This window comes from Ruegeria sp. A3M17 (genome assembly GCF_003318255.1).
GTDB lineage: Bacteria > Pseudomonadota > Alphaproteobacteria > Rhodobacterales > Rhodobacteraceae > Ruegeria.
Map to the genome: position 1 here is coordinate 20,349 of NZ_QOCF01000025.1, position 14,681 is coordinate 35,029.

16 protein-coding genes are annotated in these 14,681 nt (G+C 56.6%); 11 read left to right on the top strand and 5 right to left on the bottom strand.

The window, feature by feature from the left end:
* Nucleotides 1-19 precede the first annotated feature (19 nt).
* From obgE to DS906_RS13100, 3 genes are read left to right on the top strand one after another with little or no spacing between them, the layout of a single operon-like run.
* The gene (obgE, locus tag DS906_RS13090) at nt 20-1,054 is read left to right on the top strand and encodes a GTPase ObgE (RefSeq protein WP_113790595.1); all 1,035 of its coding nucleotides are present in this window, start codon (nt 20-22) and stop codon (nt 1,052-1,054) included.
* On the top strand, nt 1,042-2,148 hold the full coding sequence (proB, locus tag DS906_RS13095; protein WP_113790596.1) for a glutamate 5-kinase: 1,107 nt from the start codon (nt 1,042-1,044) through the stop codon (nt 2,146-2,148). Before obgE ends, proB begins: the two co-directional genes overlap by 13 nt.
* A 44-nt stretch (nt 2,149-2,192) precedes the next feature.
* Nucleotides 2,193-3,455, top strand: a complete 1,263-nt coding sequence (locus DS906_RS13100; protein ID WP_113790731.1) for a glutamate-5-semialdehyde dehydrogenase — start codon at nt 2,193-2,195, stop codon at nt 3,453-3,455.
* Here the strand turns inward: DS906_RS13100 and DS906_RS13105 are convergent.
* Entirely contained in the window at nt 3,452-4,048 is a 597-nt protein-coding gene (locus DS906_RS13105; protein WP_113790597.1) for a histidine phosphotransferase family protein, read from the bottom strand. The two genes, DS906_RS13100 and DS906_RS13105, sit on opposite strands and share 4 nt — an antisense overlap.
* A 44-nt stretch (nt 4,049-4,092) precedes the next feature.
* On the opposite strand from DS906_RS13105, the gene DS906_RS13110 reads away from it, so the two are divergent.
* The 5 genes from DS906_RS13110 to tsf all read left to right on the top strand — a co-directional run bounded on the left by DS906_RS13110 (nt 4,093) and on the right by tsf (nt 7,892).
* On the top strand, nt 4,093-4,275 hold the full coding sequence (locus DS906_RS13110) for a DUF3553 domain-containing protein (protein ID WP_058271637.1): 183 nt from the start codon (nt 4,093-4,095) through the stop codon (nt 4,273-4,275).
* 98 nt (nt 4,276-4,373) lie between these two features.
* Nucleotides 4,374-5,129, top strand: coding sequence for a GNAT family N-acetyltransferase (locus DS906_RS13115; RefSeq protein ID WP_113790732.1), 756 nt, complete (start codon nt 4,374-4,376; stop codon nt 5,127-5,129).
* Between the two features lie 4 nt (nt 5,130-5,133).
* Entirely contained in the window at nt 5,134-5,970 is an 837-nt protein-coding gene (locus DS906_RS13120) for a 1-acyl-sn-glycerol-3-phosphate acyltransferase (protein WP_113790598.1), read from the top strand.
* Nucleotides 5,971-6,136: 166 nt separating this feature from the next.
* A complete protein-coding gene (gene rpsB, locus DS906_RS13125) occupies nt 6,137-6,940 on the top strand; it encodes a 30S ribosomal protein S2 (RefSeq protein WP_058271914.1) in 804 nt (267 codons plus the stop codon).
* Between the two features lie 76 nt (nt 6,941-7,016).
* The gene (gene tsf / locus DS906_RS13130) at nt 7,017-7,892 is read left to right on the top strand and encodes a translation elongation factor Ts (protein ID WP_113790599.1); all 876 of its coding nucleotides are present in this window, start codon (nt 7,017-7,019) and stop codon (nt 7,890-7,892) included.
* Between the two features lie 368 nt (nt 7,893-8,260).
* On the opposite strand, the gene DS906_RS13135 is transcribed toward tsf, so the two are convergent.
* The 3 genes from DS906_RS13135 to DS906_RS13145 form a co-directional block, all read right to left on the bottom strand.
* Nucleotides 8,261-9,016, bottom strand: a complete 756-nt coding sequence (locus tag DS906_RS13135) for a LuxR family transcriptional regulator (RefSeq protein ID WP_113790600.1) — start codon at nt 9,014-9,016, stop codon at nt 8,261-8,263.
* Nucleotides 9,013-9,462, bottom strand: a complete 450-nt coding sequence (gene aroQ / locus DS906_RS13140) for a type II 3-dehydroquinate dehydratase (RefSeq protein ID WP_113790601.1) — start codon at nt 9,460-9,462, stop codon at nt 9,013-9,015. Before aroQ ends, DS906_RS13135 begins: the two co-directional genes overlap by 4 nt.
* A gap of 126 nt (nt 9,463-9,588) precedes the next feature.
* Nucleotides 9,589-10,590 carry an NADPH:quinone oxidoreductase family protein gene (locus DS906_RS13145; protein WP_113790602.1) on the bottom strand — a complete coding sequence of 334 codons (1,002 nt, stop codon included), beginning with the start codon at nt 10,588-10,590 and terminating at the stop codon, nt 9,589-9,591.
* Nucleotides 10,591-10,724: 134 nt separating this feature from the next.
* Here DS906_RS13145 and DS906_RS13150 point away from each other — a divergent pair, with 134 nt between their 5' ends.
* The gene (locus DS906_RS13150; RefSeq protein WP_113790733.1) at nt 10,725-11,543 is read left to right on the top strand and encodes an SDR family oxidoreductase; all 819 of its coding nucleotides are present in this window, start codon (nt 10,725-10,727) and stop codon (nt 11,541-11,543) included.
* A gap of 23 nt (nt 11,544-11,566) precedes the next feature.
* Nucleotides 11,567-12,592 carry a phosphotransferase family protein gene (locus tag DS906_RS13155; RefSeq protein WP_113790734.1) on the top strand — a complete coding sequence of 342 codons (1,026 nt, stop codon included), beginning with the start codon at nt 11,567-11,569 and terminating at the stop codon, nt 12,590-12,592.
* An 8-nt stretch (nt 12,593-12,600) separates the two neighbouring features.
* On the opposite strand, the gene DS906_RS13160 is transcribed toward DS906_RS13155, so the two are convergent.
* Nucleotides 12,601-13,209, bottom strand: a complete 609-nt coding sequence (locus DS906_RS13160; protein ID WP_113790603.1) for a 2-hydroxychromene-2-carboxylate isomerase — start codon at nt 13,207-13,209, stop codon at nt 12,601-12,603.
* A 196-nt stretch (nt 13,210-13,405) separates the two neighbouring features.
* On the opposite strand from DS906_RS13160, the gene DS906_RS13165 reads away from it, so the two are divergent.
* Nucleotides 13,406-14,635, top strand: coding sequence for a serine hydrolase (locus DS906_RS13165; protein ID WP_113790604.1), 1,230 nt, complete (start codon nt 13,406-13,408; stop codon nt 14,633-14,635).
* Nucleotides 14,636-14,681 lie beyond the last annotated feature (46 nt).

Here is a 14,681-nt window from a genome sequence, read left to right on the forward strand (position 1 = left end):
CTTGCAGTAGGGGACAGACATGAAATTTCTCGATCTTGCAAAGGTCTACATCCGGTCCGGGGCCGGCGGTGGCGGGTGCGTCAGTTTTCGACGTGAAAAATACATTGAATACGGCGGTCCCGATGGCGGTGACGGCGGTAAGGGCGGGTCTGTCTGGGCGGAGGTCGTGGATGGGCTGAACACCCTGATCGACTTCCGCTATCAGCAGCATTTCTTTGCCAAGAACGGCCAGCCCGGTCGGGGTCAGCAGCGTACAGGCAAGGATGGTGACGAAATCATCCTGCGTGTGCCGGTTGGAACCGAGATACTGGACGAGGACGAAGAGACCGTCATCTGCGACCTGACAGAGGTTGGGCAGCGTGTTCTGCTAGCCAAGGGCGGCAATGGCGGCTTTGGCAATCTGCATTTCAAATCGGCAACCAATCAGGCTCCGCGCCGGGCTAATCCGGGGCAAGCGGGGATTGACCGCACCATCTGGCTGCGGCTGAAACTTATCGCGGATGTCGGATTGCTGGGCATGCCCAATGCCGGTAAATCAACCTTTCTGGCGGCCACATCGAACGCGCGGCCCAAGATTGCTGACTATCCGTTCACAACCCTGCATCCCAATCTTGGTGTTGTTGGTGTCGACAATGTGGAATTTGTCGTCGCGGATATTCCCGGCCTGATCGAAGGTGCCCATGAGGGGCGCGGTATCGGTGATCGGTTCCTTGGTCATGTCGAACGTTGCGCGGTTTTGCTGCATCTGGTCGACGGAACTTCGGAAACCGTAGCCGAGGATTATCGCACCATCATTCATGAACTCGAAGCTTATGGCGGCGAACTGGCGGAAAAGCCACGGATCACGGTTCTGAACAAGATCGATGCGCTGGACGAAGAGGAACTGGCCTTGCAACGGGCTGAACTGGAAGAGGCCGTCGGCGGGCCTGTGATGACCATGTCTGGCGTGGCTCATTTGGGCGTAACCGAGGTTCTGCGAGCCTTGCGTGCGCAAATTGACGAAAACCGCCTGCGGCAAAAGCCCGTCGAGGAGACCGAGTCTTGGCAACCCTGACCAAAGCGCGTCGATTGGTCGTTAAAATCGGATCTGCCCTGCTGGTGGATCGCGATACGGGTTTGCTGAGATCGGATTGGTTGCACTCGCTTGCGCTGGATGTGGCGTGGCTCAAAGGGCAGGGGACGGACGTCATCCTGGTCTCATCCGGTTCGATTGCGTTGGGGCGCGGTGTTTTGGGTCTGCCGATGGCAGATTTGCCGTTGGAACAATCGCAAGCCGCAGCCGCTGTGGGCCAAATCCGCCTGGCGCGGGCCTATGAAGAGGCTTTGACGCCGCACAAAATCAAAACTGCGCAGGTTCTGGTGACGCTGGAAGACAGTGAAGACCGGCGACGGTATCTGAACTCTCGCGCGACGCTGGAAACGCTGCTGAGTTTGGGCGTGGTTCCGATCGTCAACGAAAATGATACAGTTGCCACGGACGAAATCCGATACGGCGACAATGACCGATTGGCGGCACAGATCGCAGTGACCGTTGGGGCCGACCAGTTGATTTTGCTGTCGGATGTCGATGGCTTCTACACCGGGAACCCGAGCGAAGACAGAGACGCCAAGCGTTTCGATGTGATTGAGACCATCACGCCCGAGATCGAGGAAATGGCAGGCGATGCTGGTTCCGGTCTATCCAAAGGTGGGATGAAGACCAAGCTGCTGGCCGCCAAGATGGCAACTGCGGCCGGTTGTGATATGGCGATCACCGAAGGTTCGACTTTGAACCCACTGAGATCGCTTGAAGATGGCGCCAATTGCACTTGGTTCACGGCTACACTGGATCCGCATGCGGCGCGCAAACGGTGGATTTCGGCCATGAAGCCGCGTGGTGAAATTGTGGTGGACGCTGGCGCGGCCAAGGCGTTGGGCAATGGCAAAAGCCTGCTACCTGCCGGTATTGTCGAGGTAACTGGCGATTTTGGGCGCGGTGATCCGGTGGCTATCATGGGCCCACAGGCCCGACGTCTGGCGCAGGGCCTCAGTCGCTACACCGCGCAAGAGGCGGATGCGATCAAAGGGCGGAAGTCCTCGGAAATCGAGGCGACACTGGGCTATCCGGGCCGGGCTGTCCTGATTCACCGCGATGATTTGGCGCTTTAATGGCGCGATGATAGACCCAAATGACCGACCGAAAGGCACCTGAGATGAAGGATTTCGACAACATTCCCGCCCTGATGGCCGATCTTGGAAAACGTGCCAAGGTGGCGTCAGCCGATCTGGCCTTTGCGAATGCCGAGCGGAAACACGCAGCGCTGATTGTTGCAGCTGACGCTGTTTGGGCAAACCGCGCAGATATCATCGAGGCGAACAAAAAAGACCTGGAATTCGGACGCGAAAAAGGCCTGAGCCCGGCGATGATGGACCGGCTGATGCTGGACGAAGCGCGCATTCAGGGCATGGTCGACGGGTTGCGCACTGTCGCGGATCAGGCTGATCCGGTTGGCGAGGTTCTGACCGAATGGGACATGGCCTCGGGCCTAAACATCCAGCGTGTTCGCACGCCTCTGGGCGTTATCGGAGTGATTTACGAAAGCCGTCCAAATGTGACGGCGGATGCAGGCGCATTGTGCCTGAAGTCGGGCAATGCAGTCATTCTGCGCGGCGGCTCTGAAAGTTTCCATTCCTCAACCGCCATTCACGCCTGTCTGGTCCAAGGGCTAAAGGCTGCAAACCTGCCCGAAGACGCCATTCAACTTGTGCCCACGCGAGACCGCGCCGCAGTGCAAGAACTCCTGACCATGACCGATTGTGTGGACGTCATTGTTCCGCGCGGCGGCAAAGGTCTGGTTGGGCTGGTTCAGCGCGAAGCACGCGTGCCGGTCTTTGCCCATCTGGAAGGCATCGTGCACATCTATGTCGACAAGGCTGCTGACCCGCAGAAAACGCTGGACGTCGTACTGAACGCCAAAACCCGGCGCACTGGGATTTGTGGTGCTGCCGAGTGCTTGCTGATCCATCAGGATGTGGCTGAAACACTCGGCCAGGATATCATTTCCGCCTTGCTTGCTGCGGGTGTCGAAATCCATGCCGAAGGCGCGTTGGCTCTGGATGGGACCATCGCAGCCACGGGCGACGACTGGGGCAAGGAATTCCTCGACAGCATCATCGCGGCCAGGCCGATGGCGGATATTGATGCGGCAATCGCGCATATCCGTCAGTACGGTTCGAACCACACCGATTGCATCATGACCGAGGATGCCGATGCCGCTGCCCGGTTCTTTGAACGGCTCGACAGTGCAATTCTGATGCACAATGCCTCAACCCAATTTGCCGATGGTGGCGAGTTTGGAATGGGTGCCGAGATCGGAATCGCAACCGGTAAGATGCATGCGCGCGGCCCGGTCGGGGCCGCTCAGCTGACAAGTTTCAAGTACTTGGTTCGTGGCAACGGGACAGTACGTTCCTAAAACCGGATAGCGACGCGGGTTGAGGTGGTTTCCGCCACAACCCGCCGACCCATCGAGGCAGCGGTCTGGGGCAGCAGTGCAAACTGCACCTGTGCTGACGTCACCTTGTTGGCAAACTGGCCTTTGGGCAGGTTCTTCCAAAGATCAGCGTTAATATTCAGCTTGTCCGCTACACCGGTTGCCGTCCAACTGCCGCCGTTGTTTGCCACGGTGACATCGCCCCCCAACGGCATGGCGCTTTCGCAGCACATCAAGGCCAGAAAGGCGAGCTTGACCTGATTGCGGGGCATGGCATCGGTCACGTTCCAGTTGACACGCACGCGACCAACGCTTTCGACGTCTTTCAACAGCTCTGTGACTTCGGCCCGGCCCAACGGTTGATCGCTGGCCGACCCAAAAGCGACGCGAAAGAACCTGATCTTTGCTCCGGCACTTCCGACGCTGCCCGAGATCAGCTCCATCTCGGGGCCCTGCATGGTTCCGACCATCTCAAGCAGTTCCAGCCCGTTGTTTATTGCGCCAATGGGGCTGATCAGATCGTGACAAATTCGCGACCCGATCAGTTCGGCCAGATTGACGTTGGTGTCGCCCATGCGTACCTCTCCTGTTGTATCTGCCGCCGGACCGGAGCCCGATCATGACAGACCTCAATGCCATACTTGCACCGGGCATGTATGTCCGCCACCCCGATTTCCCCGACTGGGGCGTCGGACAGGTGCAGTCCAACATTGGTGGCAAGATCACCGTGAATTTCCAAGAACAGGGAAAAGTGGTGATTGACGGAACCCGCATCGCCCTGACGCCCGTCTTTGATCCGTGAAACTGGTTTAAGAATGGTTAACGATGGGCCACCGCCGCGCTGGTTGCCATTTGACTGAAAATTGCGGTATCAGCGCGCAAACAAAAGCGGAATACCCGATGCCGGATGCTGGCCCTTCTTTCACCGTTAAACTTGCCGAATCCGAGGCCGAACTGCGCGCAGCCCAGAGGCTGCGATATGACGTGTTCGTCCGCGAATTGGGTGGCGGCGGCAAGATGGTGGACCACGAGGCAGGGTTAGAGCGGGATCAGTTCGATCCTTATTTTGATCACATGCTGGCCTATGATGACGCCACTGGCGAAGTTGTGGGCGTTTACAGGCTGTTACCGGGTGAACGAGCCATCGAATTGGGGCAGTTCTATTCCGAGGATGAATACGACCTGACCGTGTTGAAACAAAGCGGTCGCAAATTGTTAGAGCTTGGACGTTCCTGCCTTCACCCGGACTATCGGGGCGGAACGGCGATGTACCATCTATGGACTGGTCTGGCGGACTACGTGGCGGAGCGCGAAATTGAGGTGCTGTTCGGCGTAGCCAGCTTCCACGGCATCAATGTGCAGGAACTGGCCCAGCCTTTGTCGATGTTGCACCACAATCATCTGGCCCCGCCGGACCTGCGGGTCAGGGCGCAACCCGATGTATTTCAGAGCATGGACCTTGTCGCGCCGGATGCGCTGGATCGCCGTGGGGCGATGGTACAGGTGCCCGCGCTGATCAAGGCGTACGTACGGCTGGGTGGCTTTGTGGGCGAGGGGGCGTTTATCGACCACGCGTTCAACACAACAGATGTATGCCTGATCCTCGACACGGCGCGCATGAACGAGCGCCAGCGGCGTATTTACAGCGGAGCCTGATCCAGTGAACGATCCGCTTTGGGACAGTGACGACGCGCCAGACCCGATTGAACTGGGTGTATTTGGCTGGGCATTGGTGATCTTGCGCGGCCTTCCCTTGGCGCTGCTGGTCTTTGGAGGGCTGCTCGTTTTGTTGACCGTTCGCCTGATCGAGCGCCCGCTGTTCGGTTTACGGCGTCCGATCACTCCGTTCATTGCGCAGTTTGTCTGCCGCAATGCGCTCCGGGTTCTTGGCATTGGCTTTCGCAGTTCCGGTGAGTTGATGCGCGAACGCGGCGCGGTGGTCGCAAACCACACATCATGGCTCGACATCTTTGCGCTGAACGCACGCAAACGGGTGTACTTCGTGTCTAAGGCCGAAGTGGCCAAATGGCCGGGTATCGGCTGGCTGGCCCGCGCCACGGGCACGGTGTTTATCGAACGTGACCGCAAGAAAGCCCGCGAACAGACCCTGATCTTTGAAGAACGCCTTAAAGTCGGGCATAAGCTGTTGTTTTTTCCTGAGGGCACCTCGACCGATGGTCTCCGTGTTCTACCTTTTAAAACAACGCTTTTTGCCGCGTTCTTCTCGGACGAATTGCGGGACTTCATGTATGTTCAGTCGGTATCCGTGGTTTTTCACGCGCCAGAAGGGCAGCCTGACAGGTTTTATGGTTGGTGGGGCGATATGGATTTTGCCCCGCATCTTCTCAAAACCTTGGGCGCGCGTCGGCAGGGAACGGTTGAGTTGATTTACCACGTTCCAGCCAAAGTCAGCGACTTTGCCGACCGCAAGGCGTTGGCCGCACATTGCGAAGAGGCAGTGCGTCACGCGCATGCAATTGCGCGGCTTGAAAAATAAGGCCATTTGGCACTTGCACAGGGCGAATTCCTACCGTATACGCGCGCCATTAAAACCCGCAGGCGGGGTTTGGGCTATTTGAGGGAGACATCCTTATCTGGCCCGCCGGTTGGAGCATCCGCTTCTTTCACCCCCGCCCAGGCGTAAACCGGAAAAGGAAAATAGCATGGCTCTTCCCGAGTTCACCATGCGTCAGCTGCTGGAAGCTGGCGTACACTTTGGTCACCAGACACAGCGTTGGAATCCCCGCATGGGCCCGTTCATCTACGGCTCGCGCAATGGCATCCACATCATGGACCTGACCCAGACCGTTCCGATGCTGGACCAGGCTCTGCAGGCCGTTCGTGACACCGTTGCAAAAGGTGGCCGTGTTCTGTTCGTTGGTACCAAGCGTCAGGCTGCTCAGCCGATCGCGGAAGCCGCTGAAAAGTCGGCTCAGTACTATATGAACCACCGCTGGCTGGGCGGCACGCTGACCAACTGGAAAACCGTTTCCCAGTCGATCAACCGTCTGAACCAGATCGACGAAGCCATGGAATCGGGCGCCGAAGGCCTGACCAAGAAAGAGCGTCTGGGCATGGAACGTGACCAGGGCAAACTGCAGGCGTCGCTGGGCGGTATCCGCGAAATGGGCGGCGTTCCTGATCTGCTGTTCGTCATCGACGTCAAAAAAGAAGCACTGGCCATCGCCGAAGCCAACAAGCTGGGTATTCCGGTTGTGGCAATTGTCGACACCAACTGCTCGCCCGATGGTGTTGATTACATCATCCCCGGCAACGACGACGCAGCGCGCGCGATCTCTTTGTATTGCGATCTGGTTGCTCGTGCCGCTCTGGACGGTATGACCGCTCAGATGGGTGCTGCAGGCGTTGACTTGGGCGCATTCGAAGAGGCACCGGTTGAAGAAGTCGTTGCGGAAGAAGCACCCGTTGCAGAAGAAGCCACGCCGGAAGCCAAAGCCGAAGCGTAAGCTGCCCGTCACGTAAATGACATATGGGGCAGGGTAGACCTGCCCCAATTCCGTTTGAATTGAGGAGAGCCAAAAGATGGCAATCACAGCAGCAATGGTTAAAGAACTGCGCGACTCGACCGGCGCAGGCATGATGGACGCGAAAAAAGCGCTGACCGAAACCGGCGGCAACATGGACGAAGCCGTTGATTGGCTGCGCACCAAAGGTCTGGCCAAAGCGGCCAAGAAATCCGGCCGTACCGCAGCAGAAGGTCTGGTTGCAGTTCACGTCAACGGTGGCAACGGTGTTGCTGTCGAAGTGAACTCGGAAACCGACTTCGTCGCGAAGAACGCCGAGTTCCAGGAAATGGTTGGCAAGATTGCTTACGCGGCTGAAGGCGTCGACAATGTCGAAGCTCTGCTGGCGGCTGATCTGGGCGGCAAGAACGTTGCTGACACTCTGACCGACAAGATCGCCACCATTGGTGAGAACATGTCGGTTCGCCGCATGGCGAAACTGTCGGGCGACATTGTTGTGTCCTACGTCCACAACGCGGCCACCAACGGCATGGGCAAAATCGGTGTTCTGGTTGCTCTGTCCGGTGGTGACGAAGCGATCGGCAAGCAGATTGCGATGCACATCGCAGCTGTGAACCCGGCGGCTCTGTCCGAAGCGGACATGGACCCGGCTGTTGTCGAAAAAGAAAAGCAGGTTCAGATGGACATCGCCCGCGAATCCGGCAAGCCGGAGCAGGTGATCGAAAAGATGATCGTTGGCCGTATGAAGAAATTCGTCGCGGAATCAACTCTGTTGAACCAGTCGTTCGTTGTGAACCCTGACCTGACCGTCGAAGCCGCTGCCAAAGAAGCAGGCGCAACCATCACTGGTTTCGTCCGTCTGGAAGTTGGCGAAGGCATCGTGGTCGAAAAAGAAGACTTCGCAGCCGAAGTTGCCAAAGCCGTACAGGGCTAAATCGGGCAGAGGTCCTGAAAGGGGCCTCAACCTGAACAGAATTAAACCGGCTACTTTCCAGTAGTCGGTTTTTTTGCGCCTTCCGGCGTAGGAATTGATCATACACAATTATTGGAAGGATTGAGGGGCCCCGCAGATGGGGATGGTCGAGGCCCCCCAAAATTCCGACTAAGAGACGCGGACAAATAGACGCCTTTATGTCAGAGCGACCGAAGAGCTTTGGTATTGCAAAGATCCGATCAAAACGTTCCCAGGCTAAAGCCACCACTCACGGAACAATCTCACTTTGCAACTGGGGCTCAGATTCGGGAAGTCATGTTTTCCTTACCCTACGTAAATTGACGCAATTTAGCGTCAAAAAGAACACATCATGCTTCCATGATGAACATCTGATTTTGCAGGGATGCTTTGAGCACGGCTTGCGCTGTTGTTTCCACTGACAGGGACTCCCGGGCCAGCCTCAAATGCTTTTCAACGGTCGCCGATGTCAGGCCCATCAAAAGCGCTATGTCCTGCGTCGTCTTCCCATCACCAACCCATTCCAGCGCCTCGCGCTGACGCTTCGTCAGAGCGCGATTGGGGGTGTTGTAGGGCAGGGTAAGTATCTTCAGATGCGCGACATTGTTCATCAACAAGATGTCATCGCCATGTTCCGCCCAGATTGCGTCGACCTCATCCTGACCAACGGCCCCACCAGCCGAAAGAGAGATCGCCCCCTTGGACCGCATCGACACCGAGGTGAAACTGACAGTGTATCCCGCCACAACGCCTTTTGACCGGTTGAACTCGTATACCTGGCGTTCCTGGGAGGTCATCGTGCCGTCGGAATTCATATCCTGAATCATTCTCCAACTGGCCGCGCCTTCATTGTGCAGCGCCCATTTCAGCATGGGTGCATGAAAGTACAGCCCGTCCCGCACGAAACCATCAATGTATTCCTTGCCGTGGTTGGTAAGGATGGTGAAATCTTCGGGGTCACCCAAAGACGTTTCGGTCCTGTAGCGCGTATAGCCGTATAGCAGACGGTCGAAACCGAAAATTGCCATCTGGCGGCAATGAGCGTCCCAAAGCTCTTCCAGAGTTTTGACGTAGCTGAGGAAATTCAGATACTCACCCAGCTTCATGCGGACCCCTCATTTTGCAAATGCGCCGACAGCGCATCCAACGCCATCACATAGCTCTGAAGCCCAAAGCCGCAGATCTGTCCCAGTGCAACCGGCGCCACATAGGATTTGTGCCGGAAGGGTTCGCGCGCGTGTATGTTCGACAGGTGAACCTCAACAACCGGCAGCTCGACCGAAGATATCGCGTCCATCAAGGCAACCGAGGTGTGGGTATACGCGCCGGCGTTTAAAACGATCCCGTCCTGATTGCCTTTGGCTGCGTGGATCGCGTCGATCAGCACACCTTCGTGATTGGATTGCAAGTGTGATACATCCAACCCGATAGACGCGCCGTGGCTCACACAGGTTTCTTCGACCATTTTCAGCGTTGTACGGCCATAAACCTCGGGTTGTCGTGTGCCCAGCAAGTTCAGGTTCGGACCGTTCAAAATCAGAACTTTATGCATTCATTCTCCGTCCCATTACTGGTTGATAAACGTGATTAGGTATGGATGTCCACCAGCCTGCGCACTCATCAGGCGAGTGTCGCGCATCTAACACCATCTGATCTTGAACCAAGCGTCGAAAACCAGTCAGGATTCAGGCATCGTTACCACAACTTTTCCAAGAACGGTGCGGTCGTTCAGTAATGTCAGTGCCTCGCTTGCATCCGCTAAATGAAACCGCCGACTGATTTGCGGCTTTATCTTTGGATTGGCGTATAAGTCAAACAACTCACTGACATTTTCGGCATGGCCCTTGGGATCACGATAGACCGAAGCCCCCCAGAACACGCCAACGACCTGGCAGCCCTTCAACAAGGGCAGATTGAGTGGGATTTTGGGAATACCGGCCGGAAACCCGACAACAAGGAACCGGCCATTCCACGCCATGCTGCGCAGCGCTGGTTCGGCATAATCTCCGCCAACGGCATCATAGACGACATCCACGCCATCCGCGCCCGCCATAGCCTTGATTTCGCCAGAGAATGCCTTTTGCGCATCGCGGTCCATCTGGCGGGAATATACGATTGTGTCGTCCGCCCCGATTTGACGGCAAAAATCCGCCTTTTCCTGGGAAGATACGGCCGCTATGACACGCGCGCCCATCGCCTTGCCCAGTTCAATGGCTGCGCTACCGACACCACCTGCGGCACCCAGCACCAAAAGCGTTTCACCAGGCTGCAACGCGGCTCGATCCTTCAGCGCGTGGTAGGACGTGCCGTAAGTGAAAATGAAACATGCGGCATCTTCGAACGGCATCGACGTTGGAAACTTGACCGCCGAGGCTGCTTTGACCGTCAATTGCGTTGCAAAACCGCCATATCCGGTCAGCGCCAGAACCCTGTCCCCAATCTTGAATCCGGTTACGCCTTCTCCAACGCCCAATACCTCACCTGCGATTTCCCCACCCGGGGCAAATGGTCTGGGTGGTTTAATTTGATACAGGTCCTGGATCATCAACGTATCAGGAAAATTGACGCCGGCAGCCTTGACCCCGACCAGCACCTCTCCCTTTCCTGGCACCGGGTCGGGCAGGGTCGTAAGTTCCAAAGTATCCGGTCCGCCCGGCGCGACGCTTAGTAACGCTTGCATAATGGCTGTCTTGTCCTTGTTATTCGGTTGAGAGGACCTTTGGCGCAGCGGTGAATGTTGTCAAGAATTCCGCTGGGTGCAAATCTCGCCGAAAATCGCCACCTGTGCCACAATTCAAAACCGAGGAGCAGACCATGACCCCCGAAACCCTATTTTCGCTGCAGGGAAAAACCGCGCTTGTGACCGGCGGTGCGACCGGAATTGGCCGGATGGCTGCGGAATCGCTTGTAAGGGCAGGGGCACGCGTGCTGATCGCGTCGCGCAAGGGGGAAGCCTGTGAAACCGTCGCGACCGAGCTGAATGCTCTGGACGCGCCCGGCAGCGCCGAAGGTTTCAGCGGAGATGTTGGAACGGAAGAAGGCGTTCTGGCCATGGTCGATGAGGTCAAGAATCGCTCGGATAGCCTTGATATCCTGATGAATAATGCTGGCATCTCTTGGGGTTCGCCGCTGGGGCAGTTTCCCTATCACGCGTGGGAAAAGGTCAATTCCGTCAATGTCACTGGTCTGTTCGAACTGACGCAGCGCCTGTTGCCGATGCTGATGAAGTCCGGAACACCTGACGATCCGGCGCGCGTCGTGAACGTTGGATCGGTAATGGGTGAGGTACCGATGGGCGACGGCGCTTACAGCTATTCTGCATCCAAAGCTGCGGTGCTGCACTTGACCAAGATTCTGGCCAAGGAATTGTCGTCCTATCACGTCACTGTAAACGCGCTTGCCCCGGGACCATTTGTATCACGGATGACAGCCTTTGCGACGGCAGACGAAGGAACGCGTGAAAAGGTTGGCAAGACGGTACCGCTGGGCCGTGTGGGTCGCGACGAAGATATCGCCGGGTGTATGTTATTCCTGTGCGGGCGTGGCGGCAGCTATGTGACCGGAGCCGTCATCCCGGTTTCTGGGGGCTTAAACGTGGTGACCGCCGGCAACCTCTTCGCCGAAGCACTGTAAGACCGGGGGCATAACTGTTGGAAATACAAGATAAATCACAACTCGACCTGACAGCTCTTGATGCATATCTAAGCGCAAATCTAGACGGCTATCAGGGCCCGCTGGACGCAACGAAATTCGCCATTGGTCAATCCAACCCAACTTTCGAACTGCGCACACCGTCCAAGACTTATGTGCTGCGCCGTAAACCGCCGGGCGTTTTGCTGAAATCAGCCCATGCTGTGGAACGCGAGTTTCGCGTTCAAAGCGCACTGGCCGACAGCGCGGTTCCGGTCCCTCGGATGATGTTGCTATGCGAGGATGACGAAGTCATCGGTTCGGCGTTTTACGTCATGGAACGGTTGCAGGGGCGTATATTTCTTGAGCCGACAATGAACGAGACAGATAACGCGACCCGCAGTGGTGTTTTCGACGAAATGAACCGCGTGCTGGCCGATTTGCATGAGGTCGATGTGGACGCGGTAAACCTGTCCGACTATGGCCCGCCGGGCAACTACTTTGAGCGCCAAATTGCCCGATGGACCAAGCAATATCGCGCATCCGAGACAACGACCATCCCCGAAATGGATTCGCTTATCTCCGCGCTTGAGGGGGCAGTTCCGGACGATGACGGGCAGCGAACTTTGGTGCATGGCGACTATCGCATCGACAATCTGATGTTCGAACAGAACGGTTCGCGCTGCATTGGCGTTCTGGATTGGGAGCTGTCGACGATCGGGCACCCATTCGCGGATCTAGCAGCGGTAATCATGCAGTGGCAACTGCCCCCTGGAAACGAGGGGCGCGGATTGGCAGGTGTCGACCGTCAAGCCCTGGGAATACCGTCAGATCAAGAGTTTATCGGGCGATATTGCCAGCGTCGCGGCTTACCTAGGATTGAAAAATTCGGGTTCTACCTGGCGTTCAATTTCTTTCGAATGGCCGGAATTCTACAGGGGGTGTATAAGCGCGCTTTGGACGGGAACGCATCTGACCCCAAACGCGCGCAGGTGTTTGGGGCTTACGTTCCGGTGTTTGCCAAACACGGGCTTGCCGCGCTGGATTCGTAGTTCGGGTGTCAGTCCGGCGCTTTGGAAAGTTCTAGTTTCAGATTGCCCAAGCTGTTCTTGCCAAAGAACATCTCGGTGCCCACAAACATTGTGGGCACTCCGAATACGCCTCGTTTTACGGCGGCCTTGGATTGCTCTTTGAGCCGCTGCTTTACCTCAGCACTAGTCATGGCCTCGCGGATCTTGCGCGCGGGAAGTTTGTTTTCCTGCAAGATATCCATCAGGACACCCAGTTCATCAATTTTCTGACCATGTACCCAAATCGCATCAAATATTGCGTTTATGTATTTGGATTCCCATGATTTACCCGAGGCGAATACAGCACCGCGCGTGGCGAATTTTGTGTTCACCGGGAAATGCGGGCTCATATGGAAGCTCAATCCGCGTCTGCGGGCAAAGCGATGAAGATCATGGGTCAAATAGGCTGTTTTCTGGCGGTTTTCTGAAAATGCCTCGAACGGGTTCTGATTATGCGTCGCCTTAAATATCGTGGGCAGTAACACGGGCACATAGCTTACCTGCATGCCATTTCGTTCCGCCAGTTTGGGCAAGACCTTATGGGCTAGAAATGCGTTTGGGCTGCAAAAATCGAAAATGAAATCTATGGTCTGCGTCATTGTCTAAACTCCGATACGACGATCTGTGAAATGAACTCTGAACCACCGGACGAATCTGTAACGCGTCCAGTGTACAGGCGGGAAGGCTGGCGCGCACTGGCCGTTGGTCGCGATGTGAGGAATCAGGAGTTCCTCTGTCAATTCAGTGAGTCACCGGTCAAGATCAACGAAACCGCCGAGGAGGTTCGAGAGACCCATGCGCAGCCAGACAACCCTTGATCCTGCCCGCCTGTACCGCATACGGGACTGGATGCAGCGCTATGTCGATGAGCGCAAATACGCGGGCAGTTCATTACTATTGACCCACCACGGGTCCGAGGCGTTTTTTCACGCCTGTGGCCTTAGAAATGTTGAGAAGGGTCTGCCGTTTCAACGCGATACGCTTGTGCGGATCTATTCGATGACGAAACCCGTCACCTCGGTCGCGGTGATGATGCTGGCCGAGCGCGGATTATTCCACCTCGACGCGCAACTCTCTGATTTTCTGCCGGATTTCTCCTCTATGCAGGCCCTTGTTCCACGGGCTGAGAGGCTGGATCAAACCGAAGATGCACCATCCCCGACACTGCATCAGCTTCTGACCCATACAAGCGGGTTCAGCTACCCGTTCAATCCCGGTGTTCTCCCGGCAGCGATGGATGCACAGAAGCTGATTTTTAGCCCAAATCAAGGGCCGTTGAATGACAGGATCAGCGCACTGGCACAACTGCCATTGGCGTTCCAGCCCGGAACCCGTTGGGAATATTCAGTTTCAACTGATGTGTTGGGCCGCGTGGTTGAGGTTGTGTCCGGCAAGACCTTGGATCGGTTCTTCGCGCAAGAAATCTTTGAGCCGCTTGGGATGGCCGAGACCGGATTTTCTGTGCCCAAAGGGGCAGGGGATAGGTTCGCGTCTCTCTATACGCCGCTGGCCGGGGACGCGATGGCGCTGAATTCAGCCGAGACCGGCGACGACACCCTGCGATTGACAGACGAGGCAGGCGCATCCCCATTTGAAATAGCGACGACCTTTTCGGGCGGTGGCGGCCTTGTCAGCACGATCGACGACTACGTCAAATTCACCGAGATGATGCGAAACCGGGGGCAGGGCAACGGCCACCGCTTGCTGGGCCCAAAGACAGTCGACTTCATGCTGCAAAACCACTTGCCGGGCGATATCGCCTCGATGGGCCCGCAAAGTTTTGCCGAGCAACCGATGGAAGGCATGGGATTTGGCCTGGCCGGGTCTGTCATCATCAACCCCGGCAGAACCCGAACAGCTGGATCATTGGGAGATTTTAGTTGGGGCGGTATGGCTTCGACATTCTTCTGGATCGACCGCAGCAACGATCTGTCGGCCGTATTCTTTACCCAATTGTCGCCGTCCAGTTCTTACCCGTCCCGATCCGAGCTTAAGGCGCTGGTATTGGGCGCGTTGGTTGAATGACCCTCGTGGCGCTGATACGCCTTTTTCATAGCCAATCGGAGAGTCG

Coding starts and splice junctions, on each gene's coding strand:
- obgE (WP_113790595.1), top strand. CDS start 20: ATGAAATTTCTCGATCTTGCAAAGGTCTACATCCGGTCCGGGGCCGGC.
- DS906_RS13100 (WP_113790731.1), top strand. CDS start 2,193: ATGAAGGATTTCGACAACATTCCCGCCCTGATGGCCGATCTTGGAAAA.
- DS906_RS13105 (WP_113790597.1), bottom strand. CDS start 4,048: ATGGGCGACACCAACGTCAATCTGGCCGAACTGATCGGGTCGCGAATT.
- DS906_RS13110 (WP_058271637.1), top strand. CDS start 4,093: ATGACAGACCTCAATGCCATACTTGCACCGGGCATGTATGTCCGCCAC.
- DS906_RS13115 (WP_113790732.1), top strand. CDS start 4,374: ATGCCGGATGCTGGCCCTTCTTTCACCGTTAAACTTGCCGAATCCGAG.
- rpsB (WP_058271914.1), top strand. CDS start 6,137: ATGGCTCTTCCCGAGTTCACCATGCGTCAGCTGCTGGAAGCTGGCGTA.
- tsf (WP_113790599.1), top strand. CDS start 7,017: ATGGCAATCACAGCAGCAATGGTTAAAGAACTGCGCGACTCGACCGGC.
- DS906_RS13135 (WP_113790600.1), bottom strand. CDS start 9,016: ATGAAGCTGGGTGAGTATCTGAATTTCCTCAGCTACGTCAAAACTCTG.
- aroQ (WP_113790601.1), bottom strand. CDS start 9,462: ATGCATAAAGTTCTGATTTTGAACGGTCCGAACCTGAACTTGCTGGGC.
- DS906_RS13145 (WP_113790602.1), bottom strand. CDS start 10,590: ATGCAAGCGTTACTAAGCGTCGCGCCGGGCGGACCGGATACTTTGGAA.
- DS906_RS13150 (WP_113790733.1), top strand. CDS start 10,725: ATGACCCCCGAAACCCTATTTTCGCTGCAGGGAAAAACCGCGCTTGTG.
- DS906_RS13160 (WP_113790603.1), bottom strand. CDS start 13,209: ATGACGCAGACCATAGATTTCATTTTCGATTTTTGCAGCCCAAACGCA.
- DS906_RS13165 (WP_113790604.1), top strand. CDS start 13,406: ATGCGCAGCCAGACAACCCTTGATCCTGCCCGCCTGTACCGCATACGG.